The sequence below is a fragment of the Cupriavidus sp. FW305-F7 genome, from assembly GCF_058782875.1.
In genome coordinates, this window is sequence record NZ_JBYSYC010000018.1 from 125,290 (window position 1) to 142,599 (window position 17,310).

Annotated in this window: 17 protein-coding genes, 1 tRNA gene and 1 pseudogene; 9 read left to right on the plus strand and 10 right to left on the minus strand. The window is 63.7% G+C overall.

Annotation, left to right across the window (positions count from 1 at the left end; genetic code table 11):
• Window positions 1-220: 220 nt before the first annotated feature.
• On the plus strand, window positions 221-1,072 hold the full coding sequence (locus tag AC3WL8_RS18505) for an HAD-IIA family hydrolase (protein ID WP_153954067.1): 852 nt from the start codon (window positions 221-223) through the stop codon (window positions 1,070-1,072).
• On the opposite strand, the gene AC3WL8_RS18510 is transcribed toward AC3WL8_RS18505, so the two are convergent.
• From AC3WL8_RS18510 to AC3WL8_RS18540, 7 genes are all read right to left on the minus strand, one after another.
• The gene (locus tag AC3WL8_RS18510) at window positions 1,059-1,892 is read right to left on the minus strand and encodes a MurR/RpiR family transcriptional regulator (RefSeq protein ID WP_211982171.1); all 834 of its coding nucleotides are present in this window, start codon (window positions 1,890-1,892) and stop codon (window positions 1,059-1,061) included. The genes AC3WL8_RS18505 and AC3WL8_RS18510 overlap by 14 nt on opposite strands.
• Window positions 1,893-2,061: 169 nt before the next feature.
• Window positions 2,062-3,198 carry a DSD1 family PLP-dependent enzyme gene (locus AC3WL8_RS18515; protein WP_211981335.1) on the minus strand — a complete coding sequence of 379 codons (1,137 nt, stop codon included), beginning with the start codon at window positions 3,196-3,198 and terminating at the stop codon, window positions 2,062-2,064.
• 23 nt (window positions 3,199-3,221) lie between these two features.
• On the minus strand, window positions 3,222-4,778 hold the full coding sequence (locus AC3WL8_RS18520) for a M81 family metallopeptidase (RefSeq protein ID WP_211981333.1): 1,557 nt from the start codon (window positions 4,776-4,778) through the stop codon (window positions 3,222-3,224).
• A gap of 14 nt (window positions 4,779-4,792) precedes the next feature.
• Window positions 4,793-5,776 carry a Bug family tripartite tricarboxylate transporter substrate binding protein gene (locus tag AC3WL8_RS18525; RefSeq protein WP_153956589.1) on the minus strand — a complete coding sequence of 328 codons (984 nt, stop codon included), beginning with the start codon at window positions 5,774-5,776 and terminating at the stop codon, window positions 4,793-4,795.
• Between the two features lie 158 nt (window positions 5,777-5,934).
• Complete coding sequence (locus AC3WL8_RS18530; protein ID WP_211981331.1) at window positions 5,935-6,906, minus strand: ornithine cyclodeaminase family protein; 972 nt, start codon at window positions 6,904-6,906, stop codon at window positions 5,935-5,937.
• Window positions 6,896-7,525, minus strand: a complete 630-nt coding sequence (locus AC3WL8_RS18535) for a helix-turn-helix transcriptional regulator (RefSeq protein WP_153956587.1) — start codon at window positions 7,523-7,525, stop codon at window positions 6,896-6,898. The genes AC3WL8_RS18530 and AC3WL8_RS18535 overlap by 11 nt, the downstream gene beginning before the upstream one ends.
• Before the next feature lie 82 nt (window positions 7,526-7,607).
• Entirely contained in the window at window positions 7,608-8,510 is a 903-nt protein-coding gene (locus AC3WL8_RS18540) for a LysR family transcriptional regulator (RefSeq protein ID WP_211981329.1), read from the minus strand.
• Window positions 8,511-8,684: 174 nt separating this feature from the next.
• On the opposite strand from AC3WL8_RS18540, the gene AC3WL8_RS18545 reads away from it, so the two are divergent.
• Together AC3WL8_RS18545 and AC3WL8_RS18550 are read left to right on the plus strand one after the other, a co-directional pair.
• Complete coding sequence (locus tag AC3WL8_RS18545) at window positions 8,685-9,668, plus strand: aldo/keto reductase (RefSeq protein WP_211981327.1); 984 nt, start codon at window positions 8,685-8,687, stop codon at window positions 9,666-9,668.
• A gap of 94 nt (window positions 9,669-9,762) precedes the next feature.
• On the plus strand, window positions 9,763-10,650 hold the full coding sequence (locus tag AC3WL8_RS18550; protein WP_211981326.1) for an NAD(P)-dependent oxidoreductase: 888 nt from the start codon (window positions 9,763-9,765) through the stop codon (window positions 10,648-10,650).
• Window positions 10,651-10,769: 119 nt separating this feature from the next.
• Here the strand turns inward: AC3WL8_RS18550 and AC3WL8_RS18555 are convergent, their stop codons facing one another.
• Window positions 10,770-11,441 (minus strand): c-type cytochrome, encoded by a 672-nt coding sequence (locus AC3WL8_RS18555; protein WP_211981325.1) that lies wholly within the window; start codon window positions 11,439-11,441, stop codon window positions 10,770-10,772.
• Window positions 11,442-11,700: 259 nt separating this feature from the next.
• Here AC3WL8_RS18555 and AC3WL8_RS18560 point away from each other — a divergent pair, with 259 nt between their 5' ends.
• The 6 genes and pseudogenes from AC3WL8_RS18560 (at window position 11,701) to AC3WL8_RS18585 (ending at window position 16,130) form a co-directional block, all read left to right on the plus strand.
• Window positions 11,701-12,156, plus strand: coding sequence for a DUF305 domain-containing protein (locus AC3WL8_RS18560; RefSeq protein ID WP_211981324.1), 456 nt, complete (start codon window positions 11,701-11,703; stop codon window positions 12,154-12,156).
• A 15-nt stretch (window positions 12,157-12,171) separates the two neighbouring features.
• Window positions 12,172-13,650 carry a YncE family protein gene (locus AC3WL8_RS18565; protein ID WP_492378525.1) on the plus strand — a complete coding sequence of 493 codons (1,479 nt, stop codon included), beginning with the start codon at window positions 12,172-12,174 and terminating at the stop codon, window positions 13,648-13,650.
• Between the two features lie 101 nt (window positions 13,651-13,751).
• On the plus strand, window positions 13,752-14,273 hold the full coding sequence (locus AC3WL8_RS18570) for an RNA polymerase sigma factor (RefSeq protein WP_211982169.1): 522 nt from the start codon (window positions 13,752-13,754) through the stop codon (window positions 14,271-14,273).
• Window positions 14,270-15,067, plus strand: coding sequence for an anti-sigma factor family protein (locus AC3WL8_RS18575; RefSeq protein ID WP_211981322.1), 798 nt, complete (start codon window positions 14,270-14,272; stop codon window positions 15,065-15,067). Before AC3WL8_RS18570 ends, AC3WL8_RS18575 begins: the two co-directional genes overlap by 4 nt.
• Window positions 15,068-15,269: 202 nt before the next feature.
• Window positions 15,270-15,971, plus strand: a pseudogene (locus AC3WL8_RS18580) (beta-keto acid cleavage family enzyme); the annotation flags it as partial.
• Window positions 15,972-16,054: 83 nt separating this feature from the next.
• Window positions 16,055-16,130, plus strand: a tRNA-Met gene (locus tag AC3WL8_RS18585).
• Between the two features lie 81 nt (window positions 16,131-16,211).
• On the opposite strand, the gene AC3WL8_RS18590 is transcribed toward AC3WL8_RS18585, so the two are convergent.
• Together AC3WL8_RS18590 and AC3WL8_RS18595 are read right to left on the minus strand one after the other, a co-directional pair.
• A complete protein-coding gene (locus AC3WL8_RS18590) occupies window positions 16,212-16,358 on the minus strand; it encodes a DUF3096 domain-containing protein (RefSeq protein ID WP_078196252.1) in 147 nt (48 codons plus the stop codon).
• Between the two features lie 100 nt (window positions 16,359-16,458).
• The gene (locus AC3WL8_RS18595; RefSeq protein ID WP_211981321.1) at window positions 16,459-16,710 is read right to left on the minus strand and encodes a hypothetical protein; all 252 of its coding nucleotides are present in this window, start codon (window positions 16,708-16,710) and stop codon (window positions 16,459-16,461) included.
• Window positions 16,711-17,310 lie beyond the last annotated feature (600 nt).

Genomic DNA, 17,310 nt, shown 5'->3' on the forward strand with positions numbered 1-17,310 from the left:
GAGTCATCTCCGCCGCCGCAGCCGGCAAGCGCCGAGCTCAGTACAACGCCAGCCAGTACAGCGAGACATCTCGTTCGCAGGGTGTTCATGGAGGTTCCGTGTCGCGCGGTTGGGGATGGGGCAACACGGATGCTAGAAGACCTACATGACAATCCAGTGAATGTTGTTCAATAAAAATTGAATGTAGAATGAGCGTTACTCAAAATGTTCGAACGCAAAGATGACAGATATCAGGCGGTTCCCCTCCGGCCAACGTGCCACCGACGATGCCTCGATCCCGCAGCCGGCGCTGCCGCCCTGGCGCGCGCCGGCGTGGCGCTACATCGTCGACCTGGACGGCACGCTGATCCGCAACGGCGCCGCCATGCCGGGCGCGGCCGCGCTGCTCGAGGCGTTGCAGGGCCGCTATGCCATCGTGTCGAACAACTCCACCGACACCGCGGCCGGCATGTCGCGCAAGCTGCGCCGCATGGGCCTGCCCGTTGCACCGGAGCAACTCGTGCTTGCCGGCGAAATGGCTGTGAACTGGCTGCGCCGCACCTCCCCCGAGGCGCGGGTTCTGTTGCTGGGCAGCCCGGCATTGCGCCGCCATGCGAAGCGGATCGGTTGCCAGTTGGTGGAGCAGGGCGCTGACGTGGTGCTGCTGGCGCGCGATCCCGACTTCAACTACGGCAAGCTGGCGCTGGCGGCGAATGTGCTGCGCGCCGGCGCCAGGCTGGTGGTCACCAATCCCGATCTCAGCCATCCCGGCGACAACGGCACCTGCGTGCCGGAGACCGGTGCGCTGCTCGCCGCGCTGACAGCCTGTGCCGGCGTGGATCCCGAGTGCATCATCGGCAAGCCCGCCGATGCGCTGTTCCACGAAGGACTGCGGCGGCTGCAGGCAAGCCCGGCGCAGGCGCTGATGATCGGCGACAACCCGGCGACCGATGCCGCGGGCGCGGTCGCGATGGGCATGTCATATCTGCTGCTTGGCACCGGCTCCGGGGCCGAGGCGGAGACCCCTGCTCAGTTGCTGAATACATGGTGTGCCGGCCGCACGGCCCTGCACGCCAGGCTCAATAGCGCTTGAGCGACAGTACGTCGAAGGTGTGGCGGATGGTCTTGACCGCGCGATCGTAGTCGGTCAGCGCCAGGCACGCGATCAGCACATCGATGATCGCCAGTTGTGCCAGGCGGCTGGTCATCGCCTCCGTGCGAAAGTGGGTCTCGCGCGCCATCGTCAGCAGCACCACATCGGAGAAGGCCTGGATCGGCGATTTACCGAAGTTGGTGATGCAGATGGTGTGTGCGCCGGCCTCCTTCGCCAGTCGCGTCGCCGTCACGGTCTCATAGGTGCTGCCGGAATGCGAGATGGTCAGCACCGCGACATCCGGGCCGGTCAAGGCCGCGCTGATGACCTGCACATGCGAGTCGATCACGGCCTTGACGTTAAGGCCAATGCGCAGCATGCGGTAATGCGCATCCTCGGCGATGGTGGCCGCACTGCCGATGCCGTAGATCTCGATGCGCTTGGCCTTCTTCAGGATCTGGACCGCGCGCTGCAGCGCGCCCACGTCGAGGGTCGACTGGGTGTCGAGCAGCGTCTGCACATTGCTCTGGAAGATCTTGCGTACCACGGCGGCCGCATCGTCCTTCGGTTCCAGGTCTTCGTGAATCATCTGTACCGGCTGCACGATCTCCTGCGCCAGCACGATCTTCAGCTGCTGGAAACCGGTGGCGCCGAGCGCCTTGCACAGTCCGACCACACTGCCTTCACTGGCACCGGTGCGCTCGGCCACTTCGCTGACGGACATATGGACCACTTCCTCCGGATGACGGGCAATGAAGTCGGCAATGCGCTGGCCGGTGGCGCCCAGGGTGTCGCGGATGCTGTCGATACGCGCCATGATGGCGCTCAGCGTGGCTTGCTTCGGTGGGGCCTGACTAGCCTGACTCGGCGCGGACTTGGCCGGGAGTTTCTTCTTCGCTGGCATGGATGGGTTCCGTCGCGCGTCCGCGCTGCGGACACATGGCCGCCATTGTAGAAGACTTCCGTGCACGAGCCCCGCTGCGTCCATCTCACCAGCCATGGAAGCGCTGCCATGCCGCCAGCTCACCGTCTTCGGAGAGCGCCTGGTACTCGGGGAATTGCGTGCCGGTCGCGCACGCATGGTTGGGAAGAATGCGCAGCCGCGTGCCAACCGGGAAGCGCGCGGCGATATCGGCATCGGGCGCTCCTTCGCGCGACACGATGCCATGCTCCTGGTTGGCGCCGCTGAGCACGTAGCCCGGCAACACCGTGCCGTCGATCGTGCAGACCTGCCCATAGCCATAGTCCCGCTTCTGCTTCTGCGTGCCGCGATCGCGGCTCATCGCCATCCACCCGGCGTCGACGATGGCCCAGCCCTTGTCGCCCTGATGGCCGATCACCGTGGTCAGTACGCTGAGGGCGATGTCATCGGTGGTACAGACGCCCACATTGCTCATCACCAGGTCAAACAGGACATAGACGCCGGCCCGAACCTCGGTGACGCCATCGAGTTGCGCGGCGGAAAGTGCCGTCGGAGTCGAGCCGATGCTGACCACCGGGCACGGCAGCTGCGCGGCCCGCAGACGCTCGGCCGCACGCACGCAGCCGGCGCGTTCCTGCTCCGCCAGGGCGCTCAGGGCCTCGGTGGTGTCAAGCTCGTAGCTCGAGCCAGCGTGGGTCAGCACGCCACCCAGGCGCATGCCCCCATCGTGCAGGGCGCGGCCGACATCCGGCAGCGCAGGGTCCTCCGGACGGATGCCGGAGCGGTGACCATCCGTGTCAATCTCGATCAGCACCTCGAACACCTCATCATTCGCCCGCCCGAACTCGGCGATCGTCTCGGCCGAGGCCACGCTGTCGGTGAGGAGCTTCAGCTGGCACCCGCGCCGCCGCAACGCGAGCGCCTGCGGCAGCCGATGCGCCGCCATGCCGACGGCATAGACGATGTCGGTGATGCCTTCAGCAAAGAAGTATTCGGCTTCCTTCAGCGTGGACACCGTGATGCCTTGCGCGCCGGCGGCAAGCTGGGCGCGCACGACCGGCGTGCATTTGGAGGTCTTGACGTGTGGGCGGAAGCGCACGCCCAACGCGTTCATGCGCTGCTGCATGCGGTCGATGTTGCGTTGCATGCGGGCGAGGTCGATGACGGCCGCCGGGGTATCGAGAGAGTCGAGAGTTGTGGACATGTCTGGCTGGATCGGCAAAGGGTTCACTGGAGCGCGCTGTGCTTGCGCAACAGCCGGATATGCGGCGTCCAGTCGGTCATGGCGTCAAGCGGGACCACCGGCCGCGGCAGGCGTTTGAAGTCGAAGCGGGACAATACTGGCGATGTCAGCCCCGGAGCATCGACGCTGAAAATCTGCCCGGGATCAAAGAACTCATCGAACGCCGCGCGGAAATGGCCGCGCGATTTCACTACCACCGTGCGGGCAGCGGCGATATCGATGCCAAACATCTCCAAGAAAGCGGGCTCGTGGCATTGATGGCGATTGGTGATCACCACGACCTTCACGCCTCCCACCCGCAGCAGGGCCGACGGGCCCAGGTTATAGCTGCAGCCGGCCAACTGCCCCCGTCGCCCCACGCCCTGGCCCGCGTGCAACCGCAGTACCGTGGCGGGTGCGCTGAAGGCATCGGAGTATGCGGTGCTCTCGCCGCGATTGAAGCGGGCGGTAAACTCGGCGCCCACGCCGAGGGCATGGGCCTGCGCGCTGAGCTCAGGATCGGTGACCACACCGAGCACGGCATCACGCACGCCGGCTCGCAACAACGCCTGCAGCAGGAAGGGCGTGTTGCCGCGCCCGCCGCCGCCGGGGTTGTCCGCTACATCGGACAGCAATACGGGCGGCAGCGCGTGGTCATCGCCAGCAGCCTTGGCCAGCGCGACCGCCTCGTCAAGAGACGTCAACGCGGGCGTGAACGCGGTGCGGCCGGTCCACGCCGGCATTACCAGATCATGGGCGGTCTGCCTGGCGAAGTCGGCATCGCCGCGGGTCGTGACGATGACCGTCATGCCGTTCTTCGGGGTGTCACCAAAGGCAAAGCCGCCCACCACTGAAATATTGACGATGCGCGGGTCAACCAGTGCTTCCGCTTGTTCGATCATGTCGGCGTACGGTCCGGTTCCGGGCGCGGTCAAGAGCTGGGTCGGGGGCGCACAAACCGGCATGCGCACATGCGCGACGCAAAAGCGCGTGCCTTGCATCAACTCGATCAGGATGTCAGCCGCATCCGCGCCGCGCTCGGCCATGTCGGTATGGGGATTACGGCGATAGGAGATCAGCGTATCGACCGCGTCGACCATGCGATCGGACACATTGGCATGGAGGTCGACGGTGGCGACGATCGGCACCGTCGGTCCAACGATGGACCTCACCATCTCGAAGACCAAACCGTCGGGATCATCCTCTTCGGTGGTGATGGCGGCACCGTGCTCGCAAATGTAGACGGCATCGAGCGGCAGCGCGGCGCGCAATTCCCGTTCAAAGATGGCAAGTGTCTCCATGAAGAAGGCGTGGTCGACCGGGCCGCCCGACTCTGCATTGGCGAACAGGATAGGGACGGGCTGCCACTGCCCGCCGGCATCCATGCGGCGGACAAAGGCAGGGATCTCCGGCGTCATGGCTGGGGCGGTGGCGCGGGCATCCGACAGCAGCGCATCGCCGGCAAGATAAGCCCGCGACACGAAGTCGGCGCGCGTGGACACTGGAGCAAAACGGTTGGATTCAATGGCAAAGCCGAGAATCGCAATGCGGGGATTGGACATGGTCGGCGGAAAGCTCAGTTCTGCTTGGGGATCTTCGCGGTTACGATCAGGTCGGCCCACTTCTTCTGCTCGCTGGCGATGAACTGGATGAATTCTGCGCGGGTGCCGGTGGCGGCGACGGCGTTGGCATTGGCCAGGTCCTGGCGCAGGCTGTCGGTCTTCAGCACCTTCTCCAACGCCATGCTGAGCTTGTCGACGATCGGCTGCGGCGTGCCCTTGGGAAACACCAGGCCGCCCCACGAGACATTTTCATAGCCCTTCAGGCCTGACTCATTGAGCGTCGGCACGTCGGGATACAGCGCGACGCGCTCGCGGCTGGTGATCGCCAGCGCGCGCAGCTTGCCGCTCTTGACCAGTGGCCATGCCACCGACGCATTGGTAATGGTGTAGTCGAGCCGGCCACCGGCGAGGTCGGTCAGGGACGCCGGATCTCCGTTGTATGGAATGAACAACACGTCGATGCCGGCCATCTTCTTGAGCAACTCGCCGCCCATGTGGCCGCTGCTGCCAGTGCCCGCAGCGGCATATGACAGCTTGCCCGGGGATTTCCTGGCCAGTGCCAGCAGGTCGGCCACGTTCTTGACCGGGGAATCGGCACGGACCACAAGCAGGTTATAGATCGAGAACATGCGGCCCACAGGCACAAAGTCCTGCCGCACATCGTAGGGAAGCTTGCTGAACAGCGCCGGATTGATGGCGAGGGTGTTGATGTTGCCATAGCCCAGCGTGTACCCATCCGGGGCAGCGCGCTTGACCTGCGCCATGCCGATGTTGCCGGCGGCTCCCGGGCGGTTGTCGACGACAAAGTTGGCGTTGGTTTCTTTCGCCAGGTGGGTCAGCACAACGCGGGTCAATACGTCGGCCGAGCCGCCGGCAGCGGAGGCAACGATAACGGTAACCGGCTTTTGCGGCCAGGGGTTGTCGGCCGCGCGGGCGGCGGAAGTGAAGCTACAGGCAGCACTCAATGCGAGCGCTGTGAGGGCAGGGATGATACGCATGAAACCAACTCCGGACAAAAGGGAAGGAATTGAGGTCCTTGACCGTCCGGTAGCGCATCTGTGGCATGCCGCGGGCAAGGCGCCGAAGCCGCGCGGCGGCTACGGTGACATCGTGAAAAGCAAGCAGCTCCTACATAATGCAAACATCGATCAAAGCGTTACCACGACCATGGGATGCTGGAGCCCACGCCGGCCGCGCCGGCCCGCTGATGGAGCAGGCGGGCGACGGTCAGGTCCTGCAGGGCGAGACCGGTCATGTCGAATACCGTGATGTCCGTCGGTTGCCGGTCCACACGGGCCTTGCCTGTCAGCAGGTCGCCCAGTTCGATGCACGGCGTATCGGAGGCCCATTGGGTTTCACCGATCTGGCGTGCCTGTGCCTGGTCATCGACGAACAGGCGCACCCGCTGCAGCAGGCCCTCGGGCAACTCGCGCTTGCCCTTGGTGTCGGCGCCAACACAATTCAGGTGTGTACCTGGCTGTACCGCCTGCATTTCGAACAAGGCGCCCGCTCCCGGCGTTGCGGTGATCACGATGTCGCTCTCGGACACTGCAGCATTGCGGTCGCCCGCGGGCGAGATGTCGCAACGGTGCGCGAACTGCGCCTCGAAAGCAGCGTCGCGCTTGCCGTCCACCGTGACATAGCGGACCTCGCCAAGTGCTGGCAACAACCGCAGGGCAAAGCTGAGCTGCACGCCCGCCTGGACACCGGTGCCGAACACGCACACGCGGGTACTGTCCGCCCGTGCGAGCTGCTGCAGCCCCAGGCCACCCGCGGCGCCGGTGCGCATGGTGGTGACCGCATTGCCGTCCAGCAGGCAGACGGGCCGCCCGGTCGCGGGATCGATCAGCATGATGGTGGCCTGGTGCGGCTCACCGCCAAGCTGACGGTTGCTGGGCCAGAATCCCGCGGCCTTGAAACCCAGCAAGCCTTGTGCCTGCACGTCCCCGGACTTTATGCCGAAGACGCCGCCGGTTACCAGCGGCTCGCGCACCACCGGGAACACGCGGCCCTCGCCCTGGCTATGCAGCACGAAGGCCTCGCGCACGGCTTCCAGGACGTCGTCAGGCAGTAGCAAGGACTGCACCTCGTCCTTGTCGAGCAGCAGCAGGCGGGCGTCACTTGGCATCGCTGTACACCGTTGCTCGCGATACGCCCAGATGCATCGCCACGACCTCCATGGCCCGACGCACCTCCATGTAACCCGATTCCTTGAGCTCGCGCATCAGCGCGCGCCGGTCCGTTGCCTTGAGCGAACGGGGCGTGGTGGCGAGCCGCGCCGCGAACTGGTCAATGCGATCCCGGATGGCATCCGCGCCGACCGGATCGAGCGACTCGGTAACACCCGCAGCCGCGCCGACCGTGCCGAACTGTCCCAGCATGGTCTGCAAACCACGAAACAGCGAGAGATCCACATTCAGGCACAGGGCAGCGATGTATTGCCCGCTGGAATCCTTGATGCCGATCGATGTGCTCTTGGCCTGGCGGCCATCGGCGAACTGGTTCGCATAGTTGGCGATGACTTGCTGGTATTGCGGATCGGCGATGCGGGCCAGGCCGAGTTCTGTGGCCGGGTCGCCAGGCTGGCGGCCCGACAGGTTGTTATGGATGGCCAGGATGGCGTGCCTGGGATCCAGGAGGTCGTGGACAACGACCTCGCAAAACGGCGCCAGGGTCTCGCCGAGGCCCTGCGCCACTTGCTTGAGTTGATCGAGCAGCGCTTGCTGCTCCTTGGTTCGCTTCGTCATATGGACAGATTATCCAGAACTAGACGAATAGTCAAGGAAGAAAATCCTGCGTGTCACGGAGCGCGCATGCGCCCGTCGCCTGTCAGGTGTTGGCCGAGCGGATCATGTCGATCAATTGCCGCAGGCCCGGCAGTGTCTGCCGCCGGCTTGGGTAGTACATCACCATGGGCGGCCCGGCGACCGCCCATTTCGGCAGCACTACTTCAAGGTGGCCGGCGGCGATATCGTCGGCCACGCGGCGTTCGAGGCAGTACGCGAGCCCGACGCCGTTCAGCGCGGCATCGACGGCGGTGTCCGTCTCGTTGGCGCTTACCGGGCCAGGCACGTCGAGTTCGAGTGCACGGCGTCCGTTGCCAAGCTCCCACCGATACAGCGAGTTGTCGCCAATACGAATGCGGATGCACGCGTGGCGCATCAGGTCGTCTGGCTTCGTCGGGCGCCCACACCGCGCCAGGTATGCGGGAGACCCCACGATCACCCAGCGTAACGGTGGCGTCAGCGGCACGGCGATCATGTCGCGTGCGACCGTGTCGCCGTAGCGGATGCCGGCGTCGTAGCCGTCGGCAATGATGTCGATCAGGCGATCGTCGACGGTGATGTCGAGCTGGATCTCCGGATACGCGTCGGTGAAAGCTGGCAGGATCGGCCCGATCAGCAGGCGCGACGCGTCGCGCGGCACGTTGATACGCAGGCGGCCGACCGGCGATGTGCGGTAGCGATCGAGTTCATCGATGGCCGCGCCAATGGTCTCAAAGCCCCTGCCAAGCTGTTCCGCCAGCGCGCTGCCGGCCGCAGTCGGCACCACCGAGCGACTGGTGCGATTGAGCAGCTTCACGCCCAGCCGCGCTTCGAGATTGCGCATGGAGTGGCTTAGCGCGGACGTTGACACCCCCAGTTCGACGGCCGCCTGCCGGAAACTGCGGCGGCGGCAGATGGTGACGAACACATTGAGATCGGCAAGCTCGGTGCGGGTGAAGGCGGGCATGACAGACAGGTGATGTGGCTTGCCTCAATGGTTCGTTGAATTCAACTCAACGATATATGAGCTAGATTGTACGCGCCTGATGCGGTGGCCGATCGCAGTCTGACGCGCAGTCCGACGCGCAGTCCGACGCGTAGGCCAACGCTCGCAGGCAACCATCTACTGGAGCGATTGAGTATGAATGTCGAGACGATACGAATTGAAGGCATCCCGGTTGCGGTATCGCGCATTGCGTTGGGCACATGGGCGATAGGCGGCTGGATGTGGGGCGGAACCGACGACAACGCCGCCATGGCGACGATCCGCAGCGCGCTCGACCATGGCATCAATCTGATCGACACCGCACCGGTGTATGGCTTCGGCCATTCGGAAGAAGTGGTCGGCAAGGCGCTGGCTGGCTGGCGCCAGGATGCGGTGATCGCGACCAAGGCCGGGCTCGAATGGGGCAACAGCGGTGTGCAGCGCAACGCCACCCCGGCGCGCATCCGGCAGGAAATCGAGGATTCACTGCGCCGCTTGCGCACCGACTACATTGACCTGTACCAGGTGCACTGGCCGGACACGCTGGTGTCATTCGAAGACACCGCGGCCGAACTGGAGAAGCTGCGCGTGGAAGGAAAGATCCTGTCTGTCGGCGTCAGCAACTTTTCCCCGCGGCAGATGGACGCGTTCTCTGTGGCGACACGGCTCGCGGCAGTCCAGCCTCCTTACAACCTGTTCGAGCGCGCGATCGAGGCTGACGTACTGCCCTACGCGCGTGAGCGGGGATTTGTCGTGCTGGCTTATGGTGCGCTGTGCCGAGGCCTTTTGTCCGGGCGCATGAATGCGTCCACCACGTTCGACGGTGATGACTTGCGCAATGCCGATCCGAAGTTCCGGCAGCCGCGTTTCGCGCAGTACCTGGCGGCAGTCGAGGCGCTCTCGGCGTTTGCCCGCGAGCGCCATGGCAAGTCGGTGCTGGCATTGGCGATCCGCTGGATCCTCGACCAGGGCCCGACGATTGCGCTGTGGGGCGCGCGTCGCCCGGACCAGTTGGGCGGCATCGGCGACGCGTTCGGATGGAAGCTGAGCGCGCAGGACAAGGAGGACATCGATATCCTGCTCGCACAGCATGTGACCGATCCGGTCGGTCCGGATTTCATGGCGCCGCCGCTGCGATAGCACGGGGTGGCAGCGGACGGGCAAGCTTCGCCCGTCATCGCGACCCTGCCAGGGCGCTACCTTGTCAACATTATTCGTTATTCGGAGTTTCATCATGCAGATTGGATTTATCGGGCTTGGCTCGATGGGCGCCGCGATTGCCATGAATCTGTTCGAGTCCGGGCACCAGGTGCAAGTGTTCAACCGCAACCCGGCGCGTACCGAACCGCTGCGCAGGGCAGGGGCCACGGTCGCGGCGAGTCCGGCCGAAGCGGCACATCTGGCTGACGTCGTCTTCTCGATGGTCGCCGACGATGCCGCGCTCACATTGGTCACGCTCGGCGAAACGGGAATCCTCGCTGGACTCAGGCCAGGCGCGGTGCATATCTCAATGAGCACGATCGGCGTCGATACCGCACAGGCTCTCACGGTGCGGCATCGTGAAGCCGGGGTGGGCTTTGTCTCGGCGCCGGTGTTTGGCCGGCCCGACGCGGCGGCGGCGCGCAAGCTCTTCATCATGGCCGCAGGCGCCGACGAGCACCTGAAAGTTGCGGTGCCCCTGCTTGAACAGCTGGGGCAGTCCGTCGGCATCGTCGGGGCCGATCCGTCGCAGGCGAACCTCGTAAAGCTGATCGGCAACTTCATGCTGTCCGTGATCATCGAGACGCTGGGCGAAGCCTGCGCGGTGGCAGGCAAGGCGGGAATCGACCCGATGCACTTCGTCGATCTGCTGACCAACGCGAACTTCAATGCGCCGCCCTACAAGATCTATGGTTCCATGATCGCGTCGCAGCAGTTCCAGCCGGCTGGCTTTTCATTGCCGCTCGGCCAGAAGGACAATCGCCTGATGCTGGCGGCCGCCGAAGCGCTCGGTGTGCCGCTCCCGCTTGCGAGCTTCGTGCACGATCGCTTTCTTGCGGTGCGCTCGCAAGGCATTGGTGCTGAGCACGATTGGTCTGCCGTGGCACTTTGCGCGTTGACCGAAGCCGGCATGCGCAAGTAGGCCTGGCATCCGTAAGGCAAGTCGCTCACGGGCGGTTTGCAAGGGGAGGGGGCTACGTCCACCAGATGTGGAAAGAGCTTCCCGACCCAGGCCGATGCCTCCAGCGGGTGCCCGTCGCCTCAGGGATCGATCACCGACAGGTAAGCCGCAGCCTGTTCAATCTGCTGCTCGTTCAGCGTGGCCGCCACGGCCGTCATTGTCCCCGGCGCTGGTGTTCCCGCCTTCGCGCGGGCCTGGAACTCATGGAGCCGGTTGATGACAAATGCCACCGGTTCACCGGCAATGCCAGGGTAGCGTGCGCCGTTGCCTTTTCCATCGGCCGCATGGCAGCTGAAACAGGCGGGAATGTCCGGAGCCGCTCCCAGCTCGGCCAGTCGCTTGCCGGCCATCACCAGAGCTGGCGGAGGCGGGTGTGCACCCTCGACACGCGGAGGATGCTGGGCTGAAAAGAACACCGCGAGGCTGCGTATCTCGCCGTCGGAGAGGTCGTGTGCAACGCTTTGCATGACAGCACTCGCACGGGTTCCTGCCTTGAACATGGACAGTGCATGCGCAAGATAGTCCGGATTCATTCCCGCAAGCCTTGGTGCGCCAGTTGCCGTACCGGCGCCTAAGGTGCCATGGCACGAAACACAACTGGCAAGGGAGGGCGCTGGCGTACTGAGTGCGGGATCGGCCGCTGTGACTGCGGATTGCGCATGACAGACGCCGGAAACAGCGATGAGAGCCAGCAAACCAAGCCGCAAGCGGCTGCGTCCCGGGCTGGGAGGGTAGTGGCCGGTCATGTGCATCTCCCGATATGGCGGTCGTAAGCGTTGTCGGATCAATGATTCGGCACGACTATGCAGGAGCGATACTGACAAATGAGCGCTGAGACGATTACGAAATTGTCATGCTAAATACAGTCAGGCGTGTCCGTCTCGGCCGAGCGTCGGAAGTTCCACTCCTCAAGTAGCGAAGAAAATTTCATCCGCGCCGGAATAAGCAGTGGCCCCGACTCGTCTACCTCGCAACGGCCCTCATTTTGGGGCTCTCGACGATGAGGGAAAAATGACGTTCTTCCACCGCTCATGCCGATTGCGGGCGCTTGCCTGGGGCGCCCTGGCGTTGATGGCGCCACTGTCCATATCGGTTGCTGCCGCGACGCAAGCCGGGTCAGACGAAGAGAAGTTCATGGCTGAGAACGATGCCGCCATGACAAAGATGATGGATGGCATGGCTGTCAAGCCCGGCGGGAACATTGACGAAGACTTCGCTGCCATGATGATTCCGCACCACCAGGGTGCAATCGACATGGCAATGTCTGAGCTGCGCTACGGGAAAAATGTGCAGCTCAGACGCATCGCGCAGGAAATCGTCGTAGAGCAACTGCAAGAAATCGCTGCGATGCGCCTCGCGCTCGGGCAGCCACTTCCTCCTTCCGAGCCGGCGCCTACTCAGGCAACTGGCTCCAGTCAATCCCTCCCGCAACCGGTCTCCCACGACCATTCCGCGCACACGCACTGATAGCCAGGCCAAGCCATGAATCGAAACCCTTTCAGAAATGCCCTGTACCTCACGCTCCTTCTCGGCGTGGCCGGGCCAACGTTTGCCGGGCAAGCGCCAGGCGCAATAAGCACCCCGGATGTGCCCATCAGCCGCCGGGACCGCATCTATGCTGCCGAGCAATTCTCAAATACTGTTTCGGTCACGGACCCGGCTGACAACAAGCTCCTGGGCGTCATCCGGCTGGGCGACCCCGCGCCGGGCAATTTCAGCCCGCTGTACCGCGGCCAGGTCCTCGTCCATGGTATGGGCTTTTCGCCCGACCACCGGACTCTGGCGGTTGTGTCCATCGGGTCCAACTCGGTTTCCTTCATCGACACGGCCAGTAATGCCGTCAAGCATGTGACTTATGTGGGGCGCTCGCCCCATGAGGCGTTCTACACCCCAGATGGCAAGGAAGTCTGGGTAACGGTTCGCGGCGAGAACTACATTTCCGTCATTGACGCCAAGACCTTTGAGGAGAAGACTCGCATCACTGTAGCCGCGGGGCCAGGCATGCAGATCTTCTCGCCAGATGGCAAGTACGGCTACATCTGCTCGTCGTTCAACCCGGAAACAGCCGTCGTGACCGTCGCCGACCACAAGGTCGTGGGCCGTGTGAAGCAGGAAAGCCCCTTCTGCCCCAATATCGCTGCCACGCCTGACGGCAAACAGGTATGGTTCACCCTTAAGGACATCGGCAAGGCCCAGGTTTTCGAAGCCCGGCCCCCGTTCCGCCTGATCAAGACCCTTGAAACCGGCCCCATTACCAACCATGTGAATTTTGCGCACACGGCAGCGGGCACGTTTGCTTACATCACTGTCGGCGGCTTAAATCAGGTCAAGGTCTTCCGTACGGATGATTTCTCGCAGGTCGCGACCATCCCTGTAGGAAGCCTGCCACATGGAGTCTGGCCCTCCGGCGACGGGACCCGTGTTTACGTCGGTCTTGAGAATGCGGACAATCTTGCCGCCATTGACACAGCCACCAACGAGGTGATTGCCAATGTACCGATTGGGCAGGCACCACAAGCCATTGCCTATGTTCCCAAAGCTGTTCCCGAAGGGACGGGAACCCAGGGCCTTCAGCAGTTGGGTGTGGCGGGACAGACTACACAATTGAAGCTGGTGCCTGTCGCTGATGGCAAGCCAGTCGTCACCGACAACCCGCCAACGAGCGTTACGCTGTTTGACCAGGGCCTGCTCCAGGTGCTGCAGGCGTCAGCTACCGGACTGCAACCCAAACAACCCTATGTGCTTGCGCTAAGCAGCCGCTCAGACGGTACCGGCACGCTGGAGCCCATCGCCACCTTCACGACCAACCCGGCGGGCTCGGCCATCGTCAATGCGATCGGCCCCATCCGGCAGTTCGTACAAGGGGTTGCGAGAGCCGAATCGCGGCGCTACCTGGTCATCGCCCCGTCCGAGAACGGCAAGCCCGCGGCCCCGGTTCAGGTGCAGGTGCAGGCGTTGTAATCGAAGGACCGTCCGCGCGGCAGCCTGCGAAGGTATGACGCGCGGACCGTATTGCCACCCGTTGGCTGCATGTAACGGAAAAGGACATCGCAGTGAAGGACATGTTGCTCCAAGTCGAGCCGATGATCCCGGCGCTGCGCCGCTATGCGCGCGCACTGCTGCGCGACACGAGCGCCGCCGATGATTTGGTGCAGGACTGCCTGGAGAGAGTCATCACCTACTGGAACAGCCGACGCAACAACGATGACACGCGTAGTTGGGTCTTTGCCATCCTGCACAATCTGGCAATGACTGCCTTGCGCAAGTATGCCGGCACCCAGGGCATGCACGTCGCCATTGACGACGTGGCCGAATCCCAGATGGTCGCGCGCGCCACTCAGGAGGACGCGCTGCACTACCGTGACCTCATGAGCGCGCTCGACGCGCTTCCTGCGGAGCAGCGTAGCGTCCTGTTGCTGGTCTCGGTAGAAGACATGTCGTACGCGGACGTTGCCCGCGTGCTGGACATCCCCATTGGCACCGTGATGTCGCGCCTGTCGCGCGCGCGGGAGAAGCTTCTGAGAATCACGGCGGCCGGTGTGCCAGCGGCAGCCCCTATGTCGGTATTGCGGAGGGTCAAATGAGCGAGAATCGGCCCGTGCAGGAAGAAGACCTGCAGGCCTATGTGGACAACGCTCTGGACGACACACGTCGACGCGAGATCGAAGCCTACATGCGCCATCATCCGGACGTCGCTGGTCGCATCGAGGGCTATATCGCGCAGCGCGAACAATTGCGTGCGTCGCTTGCCCCGATCGTCCACGAGCCCATCCCGCCGGACCTGAACTTGCGCCACATGCTCGAGGCTCGCCGCACGCGGTCCGGCGGCCCCTGGCGAATGGCAGCTTCCGTCCTTGTCGCCCTCTGCATAGGCGGCATGGGCGGCTGGATCGGGCGCGGTGCAACCGAGCCGGCGCCCGGTGGCATAGCAGCCCTCGCGCGCGAAGCCACGGCCAGTTACCAGGTCTTCGCCTCTGACACGACCCGGCCAGTGGAGCTTAGCGCGGAAGACAGCGCTGCGCTGGTCAGTTGGGTATCCACGCGCCTGCGGCGTCCGGTCTCCCTGCCGGATCTCAGCAAGGCTGGCTATCACTACATGGGCGGGCGCCTGGTGGCAACCGAGCATGGACCGGCCGGCCTCTTCATGTATGACGACGGACACGGGACGCGACTGGCCATGCTGGTGCGGCCCATGCAGGTCGAACGGGACATGCCCATGAAGGCGCACGAACAGGCCGGCGTCGCGGGATACTCATGGGCAAACCAAGGGCTGGGCTACAGCCTGGTCGCATCCGCTTCCACCAGCGGGCTGCATCCACTGGCCGATGAAATGCGGCGGCAGATTGACCAACAGGCCGCAAAGGCGGCGCCTGCCTGAGCAGGCGAACGGGAATATTGCGCGCAAGGTAGCGCGAATCGTCCGCATTCGTCAGGACGCATTCCGTCGCCAGCATCCACTACCGTGGCGCCGGCACGCCTGTCTGAGTAGATCGAGTCGGTCTAGAATCAAGGAGCGCACTACCGCCCTGGAGCTCGCCATGCCCAGATCCCTCCGTCTGCTGGCTGCCTGCGCGGCACCCCTCGACGTGGTGATCAACCTGACAACCGGCGGCGCGCCGACGATGAGCGTGGAGGAGCGGCTGCAGCCGGCACTGCAATTACGCCCGGAAGTCGCCTCGCTCAATATGGGCTCAATGAACTTCGGACTGTACGAATTGCTGGACCGCTTCACGGAATTCCGACACGACTGGGAACGGCCTTATCTTGCGCAAAGCTATGACGGCATCTTCAGGAACACATTCAAGGATATCGCCTACATCCTGCAGTCCTGCAGCGAGAACCAGACGCGCTTCGAGATCGAATGCTACGACATCGGGCACCTGTACACGGCCGCCCATTTTCTCGATCGCGCGCTGCTGACGCCGCCGCTGCTGATCCAGTCCGTATTCGGGCTGCGGGGCGGCATCGGTGCGCATGTGGAGAACCTGATGCATATGCGCCGCACGGCGGACCGGCTGTTCGGCAAGGACTATGTCTGGTCGGTGCTGGGCGCCGGCCGCAGCCAGATGCCCCTGGCGGCGATCTCCGCGGCGATGGGCGGCAACGTACGCGTCGGGCTGGAGGACTCGCTGTGGGACGGACCCGGGAAACTGGCCGACAGCAATGCCGCGCAGGTCTTGCGTGTGCGCAGTGTGATTGAAGCGCTTTCGCGGCAAGTTGCCACGCCGGAGGAGGCGCGCACGTTGTTGAAGCTAGAGGGGCGGGAGAATGTTGGGTTCTGAACGCAGGACGCCGGGGAGCAGTCTGCAGAGTTTATTTGGGGGAAGGGGTATCCATGTGCCGCCAATCAGCGTATATTTCGCCCCGCGGGGTGGAGCAGTTGGCAGCTCGTCGGGCTCATAACCCGAAGGTCGCAGGTTCAAGTCCTGCCCCCGCAACCAAATTCGCCCAAGCCCCGCCGGAGCCATCCGCGCGGGGCTTTTGCTTTCATGCCGGAAGGTGGCGAGCGGCCCCGCCGCCGCTCAGCGCAGGTGCCCGCCAAACAGCCCGAGCAGGCCGATGACAATGAGGTAAATGGCGACGATATAGTTAAGCAGCCGCGGAATGACAAGAATAAGGATGCCGGCAATCAACGAGATTAGCGGGCCGGCGCTGGTAATGAAGTTCATGATGGGCCTGTGTGATTGGGGTTGATCTGGCGGCGGCTGTTTGTGGTTACATGGCAGCCGCTGGCGTACCGGGCGCAACGGTGGCGCAGAGAAGCAAAGCTCAGCCGAACACGCGCGATCTCAGGTCGTCCTCGAAATCGACAGTCCATTGCGCACCCTGGTTTCCGTCGTATTGGCGGATTTCTCTCCCGAAGCCTACCGAGACGGTGCGCCCGCGTGCCGGCACAGCGCCTGCAGCGTCTTCAACGGCTGTTACGGTAAATCCGTCGGGTGCGACCCCGTTACGCAGACAGGTCTCGCGGAAAGCTTCCTGCTCAAGGGGAGGGAACTGATCCAGCATCGTCTCCAGCATGGGTGTCTCCTGATGCCGGCATGTAACGAGGAACAGCCGAAGCGGTCAAAGGCGGCCAATCGGCTGGCCGCCTTTGCCATCCCGGCCGCGGTGCGATGGGTTGGGTGCTCGCCCTCTCCATATCCTGTTACTCCGCCTTCTTGATATTCGCCTTGACGTCGCCGTGCGCCGCCTGTGACTTGCCAAGGTCATAAGAGTCCAATTGACGTGATGCGCTCCTGGTTCTGAGAAAGCATGCCTTCCGCTGATGCTGCCGGGCGGAGGACTGCCGTTCTAGCGTATCGCGTTGTCGATGGCCTGCCATTGGAATCCTAAACACCGATTTGTGGGATTCGCTGAAGTACTCGTTGCTGCTCCTTCGTATCGATAGGAACATCCTCATCCTGCCCAGAGGATAGTTTACGCATCGGGAGGGCGCGTTTCGGCATTGGTCACTGGTGGCGGGGCGTAGACATAGGGGTCGCGGTTGCATGTGGAATGCGGCAACGATGATTTGACATAACACTTATTATGCGCAACGTGATTGTTAGGCCCAAATAGTAATGTCGTACTTGAGCCAAATAGAAATGTCGTACCCCCTTGCCAAGGCTGGCATGCTGG